This is a genomic window from Solibacillus sp. FSL R7-0682 (assembly GCF_038005985.1).
In the GTDB taxonomy this organism is placed as follows: Bacteria; Bacillota; Bacilli; order Bacillales_A; family Planococcaceae; genus Solibacillus.
This window is the reverse complement of sequence record NZ_JBBOUI010000001.1, coordinates 1,166,883-1,186,357: the sequence shown is the minus strand read 5'-3', so window position 1 is coordinate 1,186,357 and position 19,475 is coordinate 1,166,883. Positions and strand designations below refer to the sequence as shown.

The 19,475-nt window shown below is 35.4% G+C and carries 22 protein-coding genes and 1 tRNA gene; 6 read left to right on the top strand and 17 right to left on the bottom strand.

The window, feature by feature from the left end; translation table 11 throughout:
• Nucleotides 1-62: 62 nt before the first annotated feature.
• Nucleotides 63-605, top strand: coding sequence for a DUF6143 family protein (locus MKZ17_RS06060; protein ID WP_340722862.1), 543 nt, complete (start codon nucleotides 63-65; stop codon nucleotides 603-605).
• Between the two features lie 402 nt (nucleotides 606-1,007).
• On the opposite strand, the gene MKZ17_RS06055 is transcribed toward MKZ17_RS06060, so the two are convergent.
• Complete coding sequence (locus tag MKZ17_RS06055; protein WP_340722861.1) at nucleotides 1,008-1,616, bottom strand: hypothetical protein; 609 nt, start codon at nucleotides 1,614-1,616, stop codon at nucleotides 1,008-1,010.
• 219 nt (nucleotides 1,617-1,835) lie between these two features.
• Here MKZ17_RS06055 and MKZ17_RS06050 point away from each other — a divergent pair, with 219 nt between their 5' ends.
• A complete protein-coding gene (locus MKZ17_RS06050; RefSeq protein ID WP_340722860.1) occupies nucleotides 1,836-2,129 on the top strand; it encodes a hypothetical protein in 294 nt (97 codons plus the stop codon).
• Between the two features lie 116 nt (nucleotides 2,130-2,245).
• Here the strand turns inward: MKZ17_RS06050 and MKZ17_RS06045 are convergent, their stop codons facing one another.
• The 4 genes from MKZ17_RS06045 to MKZ17_RS06030 are packed head-to-tail and all read right to left on the bottom strand — an operon-like array spanning nucleotide 2,246 to nucleotide 5,692.
• Nucleotides 2,246-2,953: an ABC transporter permease gene (locus tag MKZ17_RS06045; RefSeq protein ID WP_340722859.1), complete on the bottom strand. Its 708-nt coding sequence runs from the start codon at nucleotides 2,951-2,953 to the stop codon at nucleotides 2,246-2,248.
• Nucleotides 2,953-3,882 (bottom strand): osmoprotectant ABC transporter substrate-binding protein, encoded by a 930-nt coding sequence (locus MKZ17_RS06040; RefSeq protein WP_340722858.1) that lies wholly within the window; start codon nucleotides 3,880-3,882, stop codon nucleotides 2,953-2,955. The genes MKZ17_RS06045 and MKZ17_RS06040 overlap by 1 nt, the downstream gene beginning before the upstream one ends.
• Before the next feature lie 11 nt (nucleotides 3,883-3,893).
• Complete coding sequence (locus MKZ17_RS06035) at nucleotides 3,894-4,529, bottom strand: ABC transporter permease (protein ID WP_340722857.1); 636 nt, start codon at nucleotides 4,527-4,529, stop codon at nucleotides 3,894-3,896.
• Nucleotides 4,526-5,692, bottom strand: coding sequence for an ABC transporter ATP-binding protein (locus MKZ17_RS06030; RefSeq protein ID WP_340722856.1), 1,167 nt, complete (start codon nucleotides 5,690-5,692; stop codon nucleotides 4,526-4,528). The genes MKZ17_RS06035 and MKZ17_RS06030 overlap by 4 nt, the downstream gene beginning before the upstream one ends.
• A 425-nt stretch (nucleotides 5,693-6,117) precedes the next feature.
• Here MKZ17_RS06030 and MKZ17_RS06025 point away from each other — a divergent pair, with 425 nt between their 5' ends.
• From MKZ17_RS06025 to MKZ17_RS06010, 4 genes are all read left to right on the top strand, one after another.
• The gene (locus MKZ17_RS06025; RefSeq protein ID WP_340722855.1) at nucleotides 6,118-6,681 is read left to right on the top strand and encodes a TetR/AcrR family transcriptional regulator; all 564 of its coding nucleotides are present in this window, start codon (nucleotides 6,118-6,120) and stop codon (nucleotides 6,679-6,681) included.
• 56 nt (nucleotides 6,682-6,737) lie between these two features.
• Nucleotides 6,738-7,943 (top strand): MFS transporter, encoded by a 1,206-nt coding sequence (locus MKZ17_RS06020; RefSeq protein WP_340722854.1) that lies wholly within the window; start codon nucleotides 6,738-6,740, stop codon nucleotides 7,941-7,943.
• A 470-nt stretch (nucleotides 7,944-8,413) separates the two neighbouring features.
• Nucleotides 8,414-9,988 (top strand): histidine kinase N-terminal 7TM domain-containing diguanylate cyclase, encoded by a 1,575-nt coding sequence (locus MKZ17_RS06015; RefSeq protein ID WP_340722853.1) that lies wholly within the window; start codon nucleotides 8,414-8,416, stop codon nucleotides 9,986-9,988.
• A gap of 171 nt (nucleotides 9,989-10,159) precedes the next feature.
• Nucleotides 10,160-10,513: a hypothetical protein gene (locus tag MKZ17_RS06010; protein ID WP_340722852.1), complete on the top strand. Its 354-nt coding sequence runs from the start codon at nucleotides 10,160-10,162 to the stop codon at nucleotides 10,511-10,513.
• A gap of 180 nt (nucleotides 10,514-10,693) precedes the next feature.
• On the opposite strand, the gene MKZ17_RS06005 is transcribed toward MKZ17_RS06010, so the two are convergent.
• The 12 genes from MKZ17_RS06005 to sdhA form a co-directional block, all read right to left on the bottom strand.
• Nucleotides 10,694-11,176, bottom strand: a complete 483-nt coding sequence (locus MKZ17_RS06005) for a type II toxin-antitoxin system HicA family toxin (protein ID WP_340722851.1) — start codon at nucleotides 11,174-11,176, stop codon at nucleotides 10,694-10,696.
• 135 nt (nucleotides 11,177-11,311) lie between these two features.
• Complete coding sequence (locus MKZ17_RS06000; RefSeq protein WP_340722850.1) at nucleotides 11,312-11,521, bottom strand: hypothetical protein; 210 nt, start codon at nucleotides 11,519-11,521, stop codon at nucleotides 11,312-11,314.
• Nucleotides 11,522-12,191: 670 nt separating this feature from the next.
• Nucleotides 12,192-12,265: transfer RNA gene (locus MKZ17_RS05995), tRNA-Arg, on the bottom strand.
• A 261-nt stretch (nucleotides 12,266-12,526) separates the two neighbouring features.
• Nucleotides 12,527-13,027 carry a metallophosphoesterase family protein gene (locus MKZ17_RS05990; RefSeq protein ID WP_340722849.1) on the bottom strand — a complete coding sequence of 167 codons (501 nt, stop codon included), beginning with the start codon at nucleotides 13,025-13,027 and terminating at the stop codon, nucleotides 12,527-12,529.
• 143 nt (nucleotides 13,028-13,170) lie between these two features.
• A complete protein-coding gene (locus MKZ17_RS05985; protein WP_340722848.1) occupies nucleotides 13,171-13,764 on the bottom strand; it encodes an XTP/dITP diphosphatase in 594 nt (197 codons plus the stop codon).
• Nucleotides 13,764-14,516 (bottom strand): ribonuclease PH, encoded by a 753-nt coding sequence (rph, locus tag MKZ17_RS05980; RefSeq protein ID WP_340722847.1) that lies wholly within the window; start codon nucleotides 14,514-14,516, stop codon nucleotides 13,764-13,766. The genes MKZ17_RS05985 and rph overlap by 1 nt, the downstream gene beginning before the upstream one ends.
• Nucleotides 14,517-14,646: 130 nt before the next feature.
• A complete protein-coding gene (gene racE, locus MKZ17_RS05975) occupies nucleotides 14,647-15,447 on the bottom strand; it encodes a glutamate racemase (protein ID WP_340722846.1) in 801 nt (266 codons plus the stop codon).
• 16 nt (nucleotides 15,448-15,463) lie between these two features.
• Complete coding sequence (locus tag MKZ17_RS05970; protein WP_340722845.1) at nucleotides 15,464-15,907, bottom strand: MarR family winged helix-turn-helix transcriptional regulator; 444 nt, start codon at nucleotides 15,905-15,907, stop codon at nucleotides 15,464-15,466.
• 73 nt (nucleotides 15,908-15,980) lie between these two features.
• The gene (locus tag MKZ17_RS05965; protein WP_340722844.1) at nucleotides 15,981-16,202 is read right to left on the bottom strand and encodes a helix-turn-helix domain-containing protein; all 222 of its coding nucleotides are present in this window, start codon (nucleotides 16,200-16,202) and stop codon (nucleotides 15,981-15,983) included.
• A 70-nt stretch (nucleotides 16,203-16,272) separates the two neighbouring features.
• Nucleotides 16,273-16,716 (bottom strand): acyl-CoA thioesterase, encoded by a 444-nt coding sequence (locus MKZ17_RS05960; protein ID WP_340722843.1) that lies wholly within the window; start codon nucleotides 16,714-16,716, stop codon nucleotides 16,273-16,275.
• Nucleotides 16,717-16,928: 212 nt separating this feature from the next.
• The gene (gene sdhB, locus MKZ17_RS05955; protein ID WP_340722842.1) at nucleotides 16,929-17,705 is read right to left on the bottom strand and encodes a succinate dehydrogenase iron-sulfur subunit; all 777 of its coding nucleotides are present in this window, start codon (nucleotides 17,703-17,705) and stop codon (nucleotides 16,929-16,931) included.
• Between the two features lie 17 nt (nucleotides 17,706-17,722).
• Nucleotides 17,723-19,468, bottom strand: coding sequence for a succinate dehydrogenase flavoprotein subunit (gene sdhA / locus MKZ17_RS05950; protein ID WP_340722841.1), 1,746 nt, complete (start codon nucleotides 19,466-19,468; stop codon nucleotides 17,723-17,725).
• Nucleotides 19,469-19,475 lie beyond the last annotated feature (7 nt).

The following is a 19,475-nucleotide window of genomic DNA, read 5'->3' as shown; positions in this document are numbered from 1 at the left end:
CAAAAAAAATTCAAATTAGTTTCTAATCAGCATACTATTTTAGAAAGAAGAGAGGTGATCTTATGACGATGAATAATAATGACAAATTTAATAAAACGGTTACCATACCAAACCCTTTATATCAATCTTTAGAGGGACGATACTTTGTTGGTCAAACTGAAACAATTCGTTTAGGAAAAGGAAAGTATGCTTGGGGAGGTTTAATTAACCCCTCTAATTCAAATGTAGATTTATTTGTAAATGCATTTACTATATCAAATCACTCAAATGAACCTATTATTGCTCAAATTTGGTTTAATCCTATAATTATAGGGAAATCCATGATTTCAGATAAAGTGACCCCTGCAGATACAGCTCTATCCCCTCTTCCTAGACCAAAAGTTCAACTCAAATTTGCAGAGCTGATTAACTGGGTACCAGAGAAAGGAGTAAATGCATTTCAGCGAATTGTTCCGCCACAAAGTACTTTATCAAGTGATGAAGATGGAAAATTCATATTTCCACCCAATGGATCGTTTGTACTATTCTTAGTTTCGCCTAACCTTGAAATTGTAAAGGCAGAGATTGCTTTTGGTTGGTTTGAAAAAAAAGTAATAACTCTCTGATTGCTCTGCAATGAAAGGTTAGTCATACAAAATTAGAAATGTCGGTTATGTATGGTGGGCAATAAATATTTGAAGATTTTATAATTGACTAGAGGGTAAGGTGGTTGGTGATTTCATCTGCCGCGCTGCTTTCGATGCAAATAAAAGCTCCCAAGGCGAATATAAACCAGATCGCAGAGGAACTATTATTTTAGCGACGAAAGCATCGCGACAGGAACTCAATACCTATTACGTTCTAAATGGGGCATAAAGATTTGATTTTCGTGCCAACAAAAAAAGATTAAAAAAATAAAAACGGTTTATAATAGGTGATTTTAATTGTTAACAAATATAAAGATTAGTTGATGCAGCTGCAAGGATACACCCCTTAAAAAGTAATCAACATTATATTATGACACCTTTTTATTCTTTCTCAGTCCATAAAACTTTATATAGAAATGCAAGTTCAGACTCTTCAATACCTGATGGTAGTTCCCCGTTTTCTCCCCCAGCAGAACGCATTTCGTTTTTAGTAGTTCCTAACCACCCTGCTAAATAAATAGGTTTATTTTTTTCTAATGTAACTTTTTCATCGATTAGATTTCTGAAAGTATACATCGTCATGTTATTCGAATAAAACGTTGTTGCAAGTCCAGAGGGAATACCGTTTATTAATTTTAAAGAATGATTATCTTCCCCATTGTCACTTATTCCAAAAGAAATTATGCTGTCTTTATGGTTTGTTTCTATTTCACCCCAAGTTTTTAATACCTCTTCTTTAAACTTACCGTTTTCAAACACATCCACTGAATATTGCAAATCATCATCTTCTTTCAAAGTGCCGTTAAGCTTGAAAAATTCAATATGCTCTACTCCTGTTTTACTAATGAGCAAGCTTTCTATATCACTCATGTTGTAAGACTCAATAGTTAACTTTGTACTTGATGGTGATATTTCTTTTTCTAGACCTACGCACCCAGTTAACAACAAGGTGAATAGTAGAAACAAGCAGTAACCTTTAAAATGCCGCATTTTAGATCCCTCCATTTATCCATACTTTAATAAGTATTTCAAATTTTATCCATTTTTACAATGACAATCATTTCATTAAATGAGCTTTAGGTCGTTAATTTTAGGGAACTTGTTAAGATCTTAATTTACCATTTATATTCCAAATAATATTTTTCCATGTTACAATTTTTGTAAATGCATTATTTGATTTAATTAAGATAAAAGAGAGGTAAATTTTCAATGACCTATATTAACGAATTACAGAATTACTTAGATAGTGGATCAATTGGCATTCTATTTGAGCTTTTATTAGTTACTACTTGTATTTCAACAATCATTTTCCTTTTAACTAAAAACCAATTTATTTCTTATCTATCCTCCGCACCAATTTTTTATTTTATTTCTAAAATGTTTTATCACGACACACATTTTATCTTCATCGTATTTGCAATGACAGTCCAAGCCATTGTTATTTTATTCATTCAAAAACAGAAAAATTTAAATGCAGGCGCATTAAAAAACAAAACGCTTTGATAAGGCCACCTTCATTATTTATATGACTTGCATTAATGATGAATTTATTAAATGCAAGTCTTTTGTTATTTATAATGCTTTATCACCGGATTTCTAACTTCGCGAAGCTATTACAATCACCCCACACCAACATTGGAATTAGAATCTTTTTTAAATCGTTGTTGGCGTCTTGTGGGGTCGAAATGGCGCTCTAACCAACCAAGTCCAATATCTACAATAACAGCCATTAATGCAGTTGGAATTGCACCTGCTAAAATAATGGCAGTGCCATCAGTTGCGTTCGTTCCGCGGATAATAATATCCCCTAAACCGCCAGCACCGATGAAAGCTCCGATTGCGGTAATTCCAATTGCAATAACTAAGGCAATACGAATACCTGTAATAATGATTGATAAAGATAATGGTAGTTCAATCATAAAAAGGATTTGTCTACGTGTCATCCCCATACCGCGCCCTGCATCCGTTAAACTTTTATTGATTGTTGTTATTCCCGTATACGTATTTTTAATAATTGGTAGCAGCGAATAGAGGAATACCGTAGCAATAACCGTTGTTTTTCCTAAGCCGAGTACTAGCATAATCATTGCCATTAAGGCTAATGCCGGTATAGTCTGAATTATATTTGCCAATGTAATGATAAACCCGGCTAACTTCATATTTTTGGCAATAAAAATGCCAATTGGAATTCCGATGATTGCAGCAAGTAAAACACCATATACTGAAATGTAAAAATGAGTAATGAACAATTCAAGGACATAAAGACCATTTTCCTTAAAATAATAAAGAAGCTGTTCATACGTAGTTAATTGAGATAAATCTTCCATTAGTCCTCACCTTCCTCATTACTAAAGTAATTATTTTTAATCAGGAAATTTTCTGCCACTACAGAGGGTTCCATTAAGTTATTATCTGCCAAATAGTTTAATTCCTGCATTTTATCAGTTGAGATTTTGCCAACTAAACGCTGGATAACTTCTTTAATTCCGGGTTTTGCTTCTAAAATTTCATTTGTTGCAAGCGCACTTGTTTCATAGGGAGGGAAGAAGTTCAAATCATCTTCAAGAACCTTTAAGTCATATGAAGCAATACGTCCATCTGTTGTATAACCGAGCACGATATCGATTTCACCTGCTTGGACGGCATCATACACTAAACCAATTTGCATTGGATATGTACGTTTAAACTCAAACCCATACTCTTTGACAAATGCCTTAAACCCATCACCTTCACGATTTAACCAAGATGTATCAACACCTGCTTCAATATCAGCCGCTATTTTAGCCAGGTCGCTAATTTTATTGAGGTTGTATTGTTGTGCTGTTTCCTGCGTTACCATAAAGGCATACGTGTTTTCAAAGCCATACGAGTCAAAGAAGGTTTGATTGTATTGTTCTTGAAACGCTTTTTGCACAAAGGCCATTGCCTCGGCTGGATCTTTTATGAGATCTGCATTTAAAGCGCCTGTTAGGTCTGTACCGGTATAACGTGTAGCGGAAACATTTGCGTCACCATTGATCATCGCTTGATGAACAACAGTACTCGAACCAAGATTATTGATTAATTCTACTTGTTCATCTGTATAATACTCAATCATATATTTAAGCATATAACCCATAATTTGTGATTCAGTTGTGACAACACTTGCAATCTTAATTTTCTCAGTATTGCTAGCTTGATCCCCGCCAATCGAACAGCCAGCAAGAAAATTAAACGCAAGCAATATACTTCCGAATAAAAGAATCGTTTTCTTCATCCTATTAGGCCTCATTTCTCTATTTTTAGTCCTTTTGGTGTTGTCCAAATCTCCACCTTTGATAATATAAAATCTGTTAGCAGTGCTAATGCCGTAACAAGTAATGCACCGCCAATAATTAGTTCTGTTTGATAAAGATTTAATCCATTAAAAATAAAATCACCTAAACCTCCAGCACCGATATATGACGCAAGTGTTGCCCAGGCAATGACATATACAGCAGATAGTCGTATACCTGCCATGATAACTGGAATTGCTAGTGGTAATTCCACCATCCATATAGACTGCAATGGCGTCATCCCCATACTAATACCTGTTTTACGCAGATCCGCATTAACAGATTTCAAACCAATATAAGTATTATTTAAAATTGGTAGCAAAGTATAAATAAACAATGCAACAATGGCAGGTACTTTCCCCACACCTAGAAATGGAATCATAATAGCTAAAATGGCTAAAGAGGGTAATGTTTGGAAAACACTTGTTATGGCTAAAAAGATTTTTGCGATTGTTTTTGTTTTAGATAAAAATATACCAAGAGGAATCGCGAAGAATACACCAAGAAATAATGCAATAATAGAAATATAAAAGTGTTCCCATGTTTTTAATAGTATGTCACTGCTATTTTCCGTAAAAAAGGCTATCATTGAACATTCTCCTCTCGATTTACAAGAAGAGCATTTTTATTTTCTTCCTCGTCACCCCAAATTGTGTCATAAATCGTATCAACAATATTAGCACGGGTAATTAAACCAATTAGTTTGTGGTCATGGTCAACAATTGGGATGTTTTGAAGGTTCCGTTTTAAAATACGGCGGACAGAATCTTGCAGCTTTGTCCCGGTTTTAACGTAAATCACCTCTCGCTGCAATACTTCATTAATACTTTGCTGTGTACGCTGCGGACCTGTAAAGCTTTCAACATTTAAAAAACCTATCAATCTTTTTTCTGCATCTGTCACAAATAGCGTATCGACACGTTTTGATACCATTAAACGCAATGCATCATCCAAACTTTTTTCAATTGTAATAGAGATTGGCTGTATCATTACTTCATCTACTATTTTTACGCTTGGTTTATTTTGAATAAGTCGATGAGAACCAATAAAATCACGTACAAAATCATTTGCGGGGTTTGCTAAAATATTGTCTGGCGTATCAAACTGGACAACTTTCCCCTCATGCATAATGCAAATTCGGTCAGCTAGCTTGATTGCTTCATCCATATCATGCGTTACAAAAATAACGGTTTTGCCAAGGCGCACTTGCAAATCTTTCATTAAATCTTGAAGTGTGTCACGTGTGATGGGGTCAAGTGCACCAAATGGTTCATCCATTAAAATAATGTCTTGATTAGCCGCTAATGCACGTATAACACCGATTCGCTGTTGTTGGCCACCAGATAGTTGGGAAGGGTACATATCTAAATAAGAACTGGGTAAGTTTACAAGTTCGATTAAACGTTCCGCCACTTTGTCCTTTTCTTCTTTGTCCCATTTCAAGAGTTTTGGTACGAGGGTAATATTATCTCGGATGGTCATATGTGGCATTAACCCTATTTGCTGAATTACATAGCCAATTTGTCTACGTAGTTGCACAGGATTCATTTTAGATAAATCAGTTCCATCAAGTATAATTTTCCCACTGGTCGGCTCAATCATCCGATTAATCATACGGAGGGCTGTTGTTTTCCCGCTGCCACTTGTGCCGATAAAGACGATAAATTCACCTTTTTCTATATCAATACTTAAGCTATCGACTGCCATTTTGTTTCCACGATATGTTTTCGTTAATTTTTGTATGGATAACATACAATTACACTCCTTTTCATAAAAAAATTTTCCATCTACGTAAAGAATTTAGACACAATACTTAACTTATTGCTCCCTTCACCTTTACATAGTTGCTAGGAACTGTTGTCAAATATCTAGTAATTCCACATTACTCCATTACAACCATTACTAATTACCCCCTAAACCAATTGATCAAACAAGGTAAAATAATTTCGAACTTCCAAAGTTACAACTTCATTTTTTTTTTAAGTTGCTTATTTTATATTATATATTATAATTTGAGAATAAAATTATTTTTTTGAATAAAATACCATTATTGTTTAAATATTTTTGTTCCAAAGCTGAAAAGTGCGCTTTATTTGTAACTGGAATATTTTATATTGCCATGCAATATTGTAGCGCTTATAATTTATTTAACCGCCGGTCAATTAGAGGTGAAAACGTTGGGTAGAAAAAAAAGTAGCGACAGTTTGACGAGAGAAATGATTTTGGAAGAAGCAGACCATCAATTATTACAAATGGATTTTCAAAAGGTGTCGATGCGCTCAATTGCAAATGGATTAGGCGTTAGTCATGGATCCATTTATTATCACTTCCAAAGCAAAGAACAACTATTTAATGGAGTCATTGAGAAATATTTCGCGATTTTAAACCGGAAGTTAGATGCTGCGAGCCAAGACAATGGAAATGAAGGAACAAAAAGATTATTTTTAAGCTTTATTGAATTTGGCCTAAATAATCAAAGCCATTATGATTTTATGTTTGTAAAACAGAACGGGTTGGAAGACCCCCTCCAACAACATGCCGCAAAAGAAAGCTTAAATAAATTTATTAGTACCGTTCAAATGCAGCAAAACAATTCTTTAAGCAACAATGTTATACATGCATCATTTATAGCTCTGCACGGATTCATATTATACTATATTGGTCGTGTTGATGAATTTGAAGCAGTGAAAATTGATGCAAATGAATTTGTTACATTTCAATTAAAAACTCTAGACAACTAGAGTTTTTCTTCACCCCAAAATTGACCGGTGGTTAATAAATTTTTTCGAGGTGTACAATGTTTAAAAATATGAACTTTAGTCTATTGTTCTTTGCTACATTTTTCAATTCGTTCGGGGATGCCACTTTATTCGTTATTTTATTGAGCATGATTCAACTTTTTGACGGTGGTAGTATTAGCACATCTTTTTATTATTTATTCTCAGCTCTACCTGTTTTAATATTTGGCTTACATATAGGTGCTTATATCGAAAACAAGTCACTAAAAAATGTAATGCTCAAGTCGGTTGCAATTCGTATTTTATTACTGCTTCTATGTTACATTTACTCATTATTCGCTGATTATTCGACTTACTTTATTTTTATAGTAATCTTCATCATCACATTTATTCATCTCTTTTTTGTAAATGCAAGCGGTGCTATGATGCCCCAAATTGTAGAGCACGTCCATATTCCTAAAGCAAATAGCTTATTTCGTGTTATGACAATGACGGGTAAGCTTCTTGCGTATTCATTTACTGCCCTTCTTTTCCAATTCAATTTAACTGTCTATGAAATGCTTTTACTTCTAATAATTTTTTATGTAGGTGCCCTAGCATCTATTTTCTTTATGCGTGTAATAAATCAACAGACCCCTGAACCAGTTCACAAAGATCGTTTATTCGATGCTATCAAGGAAGGCCTTACCTATATTAAGCAAGATAAAATGCTTTCAAGATTGTTTATCGTATTTGGTTTAGGCTGGATGGTAGGCTCAGCAATTGATTTATATTTAATTAGCTATCTAAGGCTAGTATTAGGAAAAGGAGCTGAAAATTTATTTGTTTTTACAACACCGACGATGATTGGCATTTTGATTGGCTCATTTATTAGCCCAATTTTATATGAAAAATTGAATAAAAAACTCGGCCTCTATTTATCGCTATTCGCCTTTAGTTTTGCGATGTTATGTTTTGCGCTGGAACTGCCTCTCCATTTATTACAGGCAGTATTAATTGTAGGAGGAATTTCGCAAGGGATTTTGAATATTTTCGTTGTTAGCATTCTACAAACTACCGTACCAAGTCATTTTATCGCGCGCGTTTTTAGTGTTTATAACATTATTTGTATTGGAGGTGGTATTCCTACCTATTTGATATTCGGCTATTTTATCGACCAAATGGGCGTAATTTCACTAGGGTTTATTTTATCGATCTATTTATCAGTCGTTGGAATGATATGCGTCCTCTGTTTACCTAATTTAAATAAGGATAATTCGCAGTAAATATTTTGCGTTACTTTTTACCATGGGCGGCTACGAAATAATGATATACTTCATTTAAAAATTAAGTTTTCCATTTCACTACCAATACCCCAACTTTCTTGATACAATTTTCATTAAAGAAAAAAAGCTTTGATAAAGCCACGTCCTCCATTAATACGACTTGCATGTAAATTGATTTTTTAAATGCAAGTTTTTTTACTATGTTCCAGCAATCTTTCACATAGCTTCACACATGCCTTTTTAACAACAATTAGATAATTCTTCCTTATGTTTCTTTTGTAGACTTACACACCCCAATAACAACTAACAACTAACAACTAACAACTAACAACTAATATTATCTTTAATTTCAAAGGACGATAGCAAATCCCCTTAAAATAGACGGTAAGGATTAAATAGAAATGAATTTTATTATTTGTTATAAATATAATTGCATTAAAATATCTATCCTATTGAAATGAGGTTTTTTTGTGAATGCTCAAATAACCGCATATATATCGATTATGTGTGCAGCGGGTGTACTCAATCTATTTTTATGTATTTATGCATTTTATAAGCGACATACATATTCAAATATTGTGTATTATTTTCTTGCGTATGTGGCAACTATAACTATTTATTGTTTTTCTAGTGCAGTTGGATTACTTGCGACAAGTATAGAAGAAATTAAATTTTGGACAAGTGTTCAATATATCGGTATAGCAGTTTCACCAGCTTTAGGTTTATTATTCGTTTTAAAATATTACGGTTTTTATCTTTCAAAAATTATGGCAGTGCTAGTACTGTTGATTCCAACTATAACTGTTTTAATGGTTTCGACAAATGATTGGCATCATTTACATTATCGTGTGTTTAAAGTGGATCCATTTTTAGGTGTTCCATTTATTTATCAGGAGGAAGGTTTTTGGTATCTCGTTCATGGAACCTTTTGCTTCTCCTATATGTTTGCGGCATTTCTTTTCGCTTGCTCGCGCTGGAAAGAAACAAATAAAGTATATCGTCCCCAATCAATTACAATAATCCTTGGGCAGCTCATTCCAATTATAACGGCATTTTTATATTTAATAGATGTAACACCTCGAGGCGTTGACCCTGTCCCAATGGTACTTTGGATTACTTCCGCATTATATTTATGGTCAATTAAATCATCTAGATTATTTACAATGATGCCAATTGATAAAGATACTATTTTTAATAGTATAAATGATGGTGTAGTAGTACTTGATGATTCTAAGCAATTAATAGAATATAACAAAGCATTTCAAAATATATTTCCACAGCTGAATAAAACAATGCTTGGCTTAAACTTTTTAAATATGTGGGAACTGCTTACAAATAAAAGTTTCCCATATGACTTTGAAAGTTTACTTAATACGAAGGAACTAACAATCGGGGAAGCTGAAGATAGAAAGATTTATCAAATAAGTATTTCACCATTACGAAATCTTAAAAATAGTAAGGGGTATATTATTATTTTTGCTGATATTACGAAGCTGAAGGAATTACAGTTACAGCTTGAGCGTCAGGCTTATTACGATGAGCTTACTCAAATTAATAATCGACGAGCATTTTTCCAACAATGCGAACAGGATTTTATTACTGCTACAACGAATTCAACTCCATTTACGATCATCCTATTAGACATTGATCATTTTAAAAAAGTAAATGATACTTATGGTCATCATATAGGCGATGAAATTATTGTTCATGTCGTTAATCGGTGTAAAACACAGCTCCCAGATACGGCACTGTTTGCTAGGTCTGGTGGAGAAGAGTTTGTTATTGCTTTAAATGGTTACAATCAAATTGACGCTTTAGCATTAGCAAAAGACTTATGTACATCTATGGAGTCACAGGTTTGTGTTACTGAAAAGGCTTCTTTAAATGTGACGGTTAGTTTAGGCATAGCTGAAGCTAATTATGAAACAGCAGAAACACTTCATCAGTTACTCAACAAAGCAGACCAAGCTTTATACTCAGCAAAGAAAGCAGGACGCAACCGTACAGGGGTATATGAAGAAAAGAATATCTCTCTAAGTATTTGAAGTGGATTTGAAAGAGTCGAAGCTTGTGGTACTGTTCAAATTCTCACAAAATTTATAGTAATATTAAGTTTAACAGAATGGGATGGGATTGCATGCACTTACGTCCGTTCGAAAACCTTTCATAATACCAAACGAGGGGTTGGGTACGATAATTAAATAGAGGTGATTGTAATGAATAATAATAAAGATACATATTTTCTGAAAATTAGACCCCTATCTATTTCTGATTATGAAACAGTTTTAGAATGGAGCAGACATGAAAATTTTTGTCTAGCTAATCAATGGGAGCTGAATCGTGAGCCCGATGAGGTTTATTCTTGGTGGCATAAATGTGTAAATAATACTGCTAATAATTTTATTCGTATGGGAATAGATATTGAAGGGAATTTAATTGGTTATACTGACCTCGCTAATATTACAAACAACTCAGCTGAATTAGGTATTTGCGAACAATTAAAAGGTAAACAAACTAGTCGTATACCACATTTTGAAGTGCTTGAATACCGATCATATGGGTACGTTTGAGTTGTGTAGAGAAAAACTGTTTACACGATTTTAGGGTTTTCTATGTGGTATATGAAATTGTTTGCAATAAAATAACGCGCTTTCTACTAATTTTCCGGGTACTAGCAAGATGTTTGCAGACAATAGAAAAGGATGGCGTGCGAGCCATCCTTAATAACTTATTAATATGTCAGATATTATTTATAGCCAGTCAGGTATTATAGCATCTTTGATTTGTTTTTTTATGTCTGAGTAAGTTCCCTTTGCTATTTCCTTATGGTCAGGTACAGGGAAAGTTTTACCATTAGGACCTTTCATAATAATATGGCTTCCATTTTGTCTAACTTCTTCAAAACCAACTTTTTTAAGTTTTTTTACAAGATTTTTACCGCTAATTACTTTTGGTAAATCCAATTCTTTCATGACAGCATCTATAACTGCCTGTTTCCCAAAATCTTTTACAGCATCCACTACAGCTTTTCTCAATAAATAAGCAATAATAGGTGCTACAGTTGTATTGTATTCAATCTCTGTTTCATCTACTAAAATCAACTCTTCAGTCAAATTATCATCATTTATGTAATGACCTTTTTCGACCGTACTAGCCTTAACATTTAGACTTGTACTTGATACCGTAACTAAGAACAAAGAGAAAATCATTAAAGAACTTATAACCTTTTTCATAAACTTCAACTCCTTTTAATTTTATAGTTATAGCATATTAGAATTAAAGTTAATTTTCAACATTTAATTTACTTTTATGTAAAATAAAGTAAATTAAATTAAAAAAGAGTAGTTTAACTACTCTTTTAGGATTTCTTATTCTATTTCTTGTTTTTTAATTACTGTCGCTATATCGTCTTCTACATTAAAAATTATGAAGTCATCATCTTTTATTACAACTTCTTTTTTGTATCTTATTTCTTTATCAATTATCATTTCAAAATAGTTAGATTCTATATTTAATTCGAAAACTGGACATTCATCAAATCTAACATCACCAATAAAAATAGCCCTAATTTTTTTCATAGTATTGTATCCTCCGTAATCTGAGTAACAACTGTCACTCTTTATTAGGTACATTCCTCTCCTACTCTTTTTTTACTTTAAATGTAAATAAAATGCAAGAGTTATATTCGTGAATTTACTAGAATAAACCTGGAATTTCGGTAACGATTTTAAAGTAAATACTTTACTTCCCTTACCGATCGGTTTATTTACATCTACTCAGCATACAATCAGCTCCTGTATGTTATGCGAACAATTAGAATTAGGTTATAATACAACTAAAATCAAATTCAATATTCCTCACTCACAATAGGAATAAATAATAGTAAAGGTTGTGAAATACAATGGCATTAACAAAAGAACAACAACGCATAACTGCATTGATAGAAAAGCATTCATCACAAATGCCTTTCTATGTAAATGAATATGTTCAGGATAAGTTGAATGGAGTATTATGATCATGTATTAAAAGAGATGGAAGAACGTGATGAAGAGATTGCAATCAACATGTTCACATCTTAATTTTTTGTCCACTTTGTACACTTCTTGTACACTTCATTTTAATTTTATATGTTATTTAATGCTTTTCATATATTTCCACCCCAAAAGAAAAAACGCTCAAAACCCTTTAATATCAAGGTTTCAAGCGTTTTTCTTTATTGTATTATGTTGACCATAATTACTCGTATTACGTCCCAGGAGGGATTCGAACCCCCGACCGACGGCTTAGAAGGCCGTTGCTCTATCCTGCTGAGCTACTGAGACATGTTTTTCTAACCAATTGGTAAGAAAGACAATTTTTATTATAGGCTACAAGAACTTGAAAGTCAACAGCATTTTCTACAAATATTATTATTGAAAGAAAATAAAAAGCTTATTCGCATGCCTGCCATTGTTCTACAAAAACCAACATTCGACACCCTCTGCAAAACTGGTGCATTCCTTATACCCTATAAAAATATTATACTCTCTTACCGTGCCAGATAGAATATCCTACCTACCAATAAGAAGCAGCTTTCCTACACTTTATCGTTCAATAAACATTTGTTCGATTAAATTATTATTATCGTCATAACAATCTAACGTAAAATGTGTGTTGGAGATTGTAATCGTTACAAATGATTTTTCTTTAATACTGCGTGGCTTTAATAAACTACCAGGGTTCACAAAGAAAATCCCGTCAATGTATTCCGCGCCAAGTTCATGAGAATGACCAAAGCATACAATATTCGCTCCCACTTCTTTTGCTCGGTAAACCAGCTTCATCGGTGAATTTTTCACATCATATAAATGACCGTGAGTTACATATATGCGCTCGCCATTCACTTGGAATAATATTTCTTCTAAATAGTTTGGATCGTGATCGCAATTGCCCTTTACCCGTTCTAAGTTTTCCATCGCTGAATGAAAATAGGGTAATTCACTATCCCCACAATGAATCATCTTCACTGCATCTGGATGAAAGCTTTTCACACGTTCAATAACCTCTATATCTCCATGTGTATCACTCATTACTAATAGTTTCATGCCATCACCTCATTTTTAAAATAACGTATTATTAGTGTGACATTTTTTACCGAAAAATTCAACGCAATTGAAACAGCAAAATAGGTAAACCCTTCTATAAAAAATCACCTTACGCTGTACCAACGTAAGATGACGTATCAAAATTATTTTAAAATTTCCGCTAACTGGTATGCTAATTCACGAATGGCATTGCCTCGATGTGAAATCGCACCTTTTTCTTCCGCACTTAACTCCGCCATATGCTTTTCTAGTGCTGGCACGTAGAAAATTGGGTCATAGCCAAAGCCGTTTGTTCCGCGCTTTTCATGAGCAATAACTCCCTCACACGTACCAAACACTGTTTTTGTCTCCATATTTGGTCCTGCAATCGCTAATGCGCAGCAAAAGCGTGCTGTACGTTCTTTCTCCGGTACGTCCTTCATATTTTCAAGCACCTTAACCATATTGGCCTCGTCATCATGATCGCCTGCGTAGCGAGCTGAATATACCCCTGGTTCGCCATTTAGTGCATCAATCGCTAAACCACTATCGTCAGCAATTACAATTTTACCAAGCAAGTTCGCTAATGTTTCTGCTTTTAAAATTGCATTTTCTTCAAATGTTGTACCAGTTTCTTCGATTTCTAAATCTGGCGCCACCTCAAACATCGTTACGACCTCATAGCCAAATGGTGAGAATAGTGCTTCAAAGTCTTTTGCTTTGCCTTTATTTTTTGTTGCAATTACTACTTGTTTCATTATGCCTCTACCTTTCCGATGAAGTTTGCAAGCTCGCCAAGTGCTTGTTTTTGGATGTCGATTAACTGAGAAATCCCTGCTTCGCCTAAATCTAATAGTTCATTTAGCTCCGCACGAGAGAAAGTAGCCTCTTCACCTGTTCCTTGTAACTCAACAAATTGTCCTGAACCAGTCATGATCACATTCATATCGACTTCTGCTGCAGAGTCTTCAATATAATTTAAGTCTAATACTGCACCAATTTCAGCTAGCTTTCCTACACTTGTTGCCGCTAAATAATCTGTTACGGGGAATTTCTCAAATGACTTGTCTTCTGCAAGTTTTGCAATAGCTTGAGTCATCGCAACAAACGCCCCTGTAATGGACGCTGTACGTGTGCCACCGTCAGCTTGGATGACATCACAGTCAATCCATACTGTTTTTTCACCAAGTGCTTCTAAATCCACAACTGCACGCAATGCTCGTCCAATTAGGCGTTGTATTTCCATTGTGCGCCCTGTCACCTTCCCCGCAGATGATTCACGGCGTGTGCGTTGCTCTGTGGCACGTGGAAGCATCGAATACTCCGCTGTTATCCAGCCCTTTCCTTGTCCACGTAAAAAGCCCGGTACTCTATCTTCAATCGTTGCTGTGCAAATTACTTTTGTATTACCAACTGTAATTAATACAGAACCTTCGGGATGCATTAAATAATTATTTTCAATTTGAACTGGACGTAATTCATTCACAGCTCGTAAGTCATGTCTAGTCATAGGTGACCTCCTCAATTTGTTCGCGCACTTATCTTAACATACTTTTTTTCACGTCTAAAGTGCAAATACACGACTAACAAAGAAAAGACTCAAATAGACTACACATCTATTTGAGTCATATGCTATTTCGTTATTTAGGAAATGAAATTCGACGAATGTCTAATTCGCCACGATCTAACCAACGCTCCGCAATGGAACGAAAAATCGGAACAGAGCCTGAAGCATAAAACACGTGCTTTGGTGGCTCTTGTTCCGTACGCAATTTACCATTATAACGTAAAATCGCTTCAACATCTTTTGCTGTTTCCTCTGCAGATGATAAAACATTTACATTTGGTCCCACTGCAGCCTCAATTTGCTTTTGTAAAATTGGATAATGCGTACAGCCTAAAATGACTGTATCAAAACGCTCATCCTCTAAAGGCTTTAACCCTTTCGCTACTAAGTCGTATGAAAACTGCCCTTCGTATTCTCCACTTTCTACAAGCGGCACGAATGTAGGACAAGCAAGTGGGATGACATGGGTTTTCGTAGTAAGCGATAATAACGCTTGCTCGTAAGCACCACTTTTAATCGTCCCTTCTGTAGCTAGAACAACAACTTCATTTCGTTTTGTCTTTTTAATGGCTGCCCTTGCACCAGCATTAATAACACCCAACACCGGGAAGGGCATATGTTTTTGTAAGCTTTCTAATGCTACCGCAGTTGCCGTATTACAAGCAATCACAAGCATTTTAATATTCATTTTTTCCAGTGACTTTGCCATTTGCCAAGTAAAATTTCTTACTTCCTGTTTAGAACGTGGCCCATAAGGACAACGCGCTGTATCACCAATATAATATATAGTTTCGTTCGGCAAAAGCTCCATAATGGCTTTTGCAACTGTTAACCCGCCAACTCCAGAATCGATTACACCAATTGGGGCATTCACTAGTACCGCCTCTATCCTATTTCATTAATAAATGTAGTTTTTGTAAGTTCTTCGATAATTGTTCGAACTCTTCTACGTCAAATTCTTCCGTAATATCGCGTAAGTATTCCCGACGCTTTATGATTACCTCTTGAATTATACGCTCGCCTTCAGGTAAAAGATGAATTCGTACAACACGTCGGTCATTTTCATCCCGAACACGTTGTACCAACTCATTCTTTTCCATACGATCAACTAAATCAGTTGTCGTACTGAATGCTAAATACATTTTCGTGGATAAATCACCAATTGTCATATCTCCTGATTCGTGTAACCACTGAAGTGCTACAAACTGCGGAGGTGTAATAGTATAATTACTTAAAATTTCGCGACCCTTTTGCTTAATTAAGTGTGAAATATATCTTAACTCTTTTTCTAAGATTGCTACAGACTCAGAGCTATGTTTGCTTTGATCTTTCATCTACTCCATTCACTCCTCGAAACGTTTCATAGTTCTATTTTGATGTTTTTTGCGTAAAATAGCAAGTATGCATTCAGTTTATTGACAATTCTTGTAGTCGTAATAATTCAATAAGTGCCTGCGTTCGACTTGAAACGCCTAACTTTTGAATCGTATTAGAAATATGATTACGTACGGTTTTCTCGCTAATTCCAAGTTTTTTCGATATTTCTCGAGTTGAATAGTCTTCAATTAAAAGTTCAAAAATTTCTCGTTCTCTTTTTGTTAACAGCGAACGATGCTGCGGTCGATTCATTTTTGCAACACCCTCCTATCCTCTTCTTTGTACAGTATGTTCGTAATACAAAGCTGGTGAGGGCATTTAACTATTTCCCAAGCAATAATTTTTTTTGTTCTTCTAAAAGTGGGACACCTTTTCCTGTCTCATAGTTCAATTGAACTAAAGTACCACGTCCAGTGTAGCATACTTCCTCTTTTTCATTTTTCACCAAATAATGCAGATCCATAGAAGACGTTCCTAATGAGGCTGTTTTTACATAAATCGTCAGCATTTCATCAAAAAATACTTCCTTTAAGTAATCACATTGAATATCCGCTACTACAAGCATATTTTTTTCTCCTGATTGAGATGCAAAATCAAAGCCTAATGCTTTAAAATATTCAATTCGCGCGTACTCAAAGTAGGCGAATACCTTTGTATTATTAACATGTCCATACATGTCTGTTTCTGAAAAACGTACTTGAACCTTTGTCGAAAAGCTAAATCCTGCCATCCATTCTGTCACATCTTGAATATATGTTGCTCTCATTATAAATCCCCCTTTGATTGAAATCTCATCATCCCCCGATAATGAATACTCGTTCATTATAGCATGAATTCTTTATTAAGATAATACATTTTATTCCATATACGTCGACCTATACTTTAACAACTATTTTCTTTTACATACGTGAATGATCAGCTAATTTAATTGAGCACAAAAAAGACCCTCACTTAAAGTGAGAGCCTTTTATCTATTAATTAGTCAACCATGTGATCAGAACCGAAGAAGTTCTTGAACATTTGAACTGTTGCTGCACGGTTAAGTGAAGCGATAGATGTTGTTAAAGGAATACCTTTTGGACAAGCAGCTACACAGTTTTGTGAGTTACCACAGTTAGCAAGACCGCCGTCCCCCATGATTGCTTCTAAACGCTCGTCTTTATTCATTGCACCTGTTGGGTGAGTGTTGAATAAACGAACTTGTGATAATGGAGCTGGACCGATGAATGAAGCTTTTTCAGACACGTTTGGACATGCTTCCATACATACACCACAAGTCATACATTTAGATAATTCATAAGCCCATTGACGTTTGCGCTCAGGCATACGTGGACCTTCACCTAAATCATACGTACCATCGATTGGAACCCATGCTTTAACTTTCTTAAGTGCGTTGAACATACGGCTGCGGTCAACCTGTAAGTCACGTACAACTGGGAAAGTTTTCATTGGCTCTAGACGGATTGGTTGAGTTAATTTATCAACTAATGCAGAACAAGATTGTTGTGGGCGGCCATTGATTACCATTGAACATGCACCACATACTTCTTCTAAACAGTTCATATCCCAAGTAACAGGAGTTGTCGTTTTACCATCTGCAGTTACCGGATATTTTTGAATATACATTAATGCAGAGATAACGTTCATACCAGGACGGTAAGGAACTTCGAACTTCTCAACACGAGTAGCTCCGTTCTCTGTATCTTGTCGAAGGATTTCTAACTGAACTGTTCTACCAGTATTTACTGTTTCCATTATTTAGTTCCCCCTTCTTACGCTGAGTAGTCGCGTTTACGTGGTGGAATTAACGAAACGTCTACTTCTTGATAAGTGATAATTGGTTCGCCCGTTGCTGGATCGAACTTCGCCATAGTTGTTTTTAAGAAGTTCTCATCATCACGTTCTGGGAATTCTGGTTTGTAGTGAGCACCACGAGATTCGTTACGTAATAATGCACCCTTCGTCATAACTTTAGCAAGGTATAACATATTTTTTAACTGACGAGTGAAGTGAGCACCTTGGTTTGACCATTTTTGTGTGTCATTGATGTTGATGTTTTCCCAACGCTCCTGTAACTCAGTTAATTTTGCATATGTTTCTTCTAATTTAGAGTTTACACGTACTACAGTCATGTTGTCAGTCATCCACTCACCAAGTTCTTTGTGAAGTAAGTAAGCGTTTTCTGTACCATCCATGTTAAGGATAGCTTCCCATTTTTCTGTTTCTTCTTGTACGCGACGAGTGAAGATTTCTTCTGGTAAATCTTCAGCATGCTTTTTAAGGCCATTAATGTACTTAACAGCATTTGGACCTGCAACCATACCACCGTAAATCGCTGATAATAATGAGTTCGCACCTAAACGGTTAGCACCGTGTTGTGAGAAGTCACATTCTCCAGCAGCGAATAAACCAGGGATTTCAGTCATTTGGTCATAGTCAACCCATAATCCACCCATTGAATAGTGAACTGCTGGGAAGATTTTCATAGGTAATTTACGTGGGTCATCCCCTACGAATTTTTCGTAGATTTCGATGATACCACCTAATTTGATATCTAATTCGTGTGGATCTTTGTGTGAAAGATCTAGGTACACCATGTTTTCGCCGTTGATACCAAGTTTTTGGTTTACACATACGTCGAAGATTTCACGTGTTGCGATATCACGTGGTACTAAGTTACCATAAGCTGGGTATTTTTCTTCTAAGAAGTACCAAGGCTTACCGTCTTTGTAAGTCCAAATACGACCACCTTCACCACGTGCAGATTCTGACATTAGACGGTTTTTGTCGTCACCAGGAATCGCTGTTGGGTGAATTTGAATCATTTCACCGTTTGAGTATGATGCACCTTGTTGATAAACGATCGATGCTGCAGAACCAGTGTTGATTACAGAGTTTGTTGTTTTACCGAAGATAATACCAGGACCACCTGTTGCCATAATTACAGCGTCAGAACGGAATGATTTAATTTCTTCAGTTTTTAAATCTTGTGCAACGATACCACGGCAAACGCCTTCATCGTCAATTACCGCACCAAGGAATTCCCAGTGCTCATATTTTGTTACTAAACCAGCTACTTCGTGTGCACGAACTTGCTCATCTAGTGCGTATAGTAATTGTTGACCAGTCGTTGCACCAGAGAATGCTGTACGGTGCATTAACGTACCACCGAAACGACGGAAGTCAAGTAAACCTTCTGGCGTACGGTTGAACATTACACCCATACGGTCCATTAAGTGGATAATGCCAGGGGCTGCATCACACATACCCTTTACTGGTGGTTGGTTCGCTAAGAAGTCCCCACCGTATACTGTATCGTCAAAGTGGATCCATGGAGAATCCCCTTCACCTTTTGTATTTACTGCTCCATTAATTCCGCCTTGTGCACATACAGAGTGTGAACGTTTTACAGGAACTAACGAGAATAATTCAACTGCAGTACCAACTTCAGCTGCTTTAATCGTAGCCATTAAGCCAGCAAGACCGCCACCAACGACGATAACTTTACTTTTTGCCATGATTATT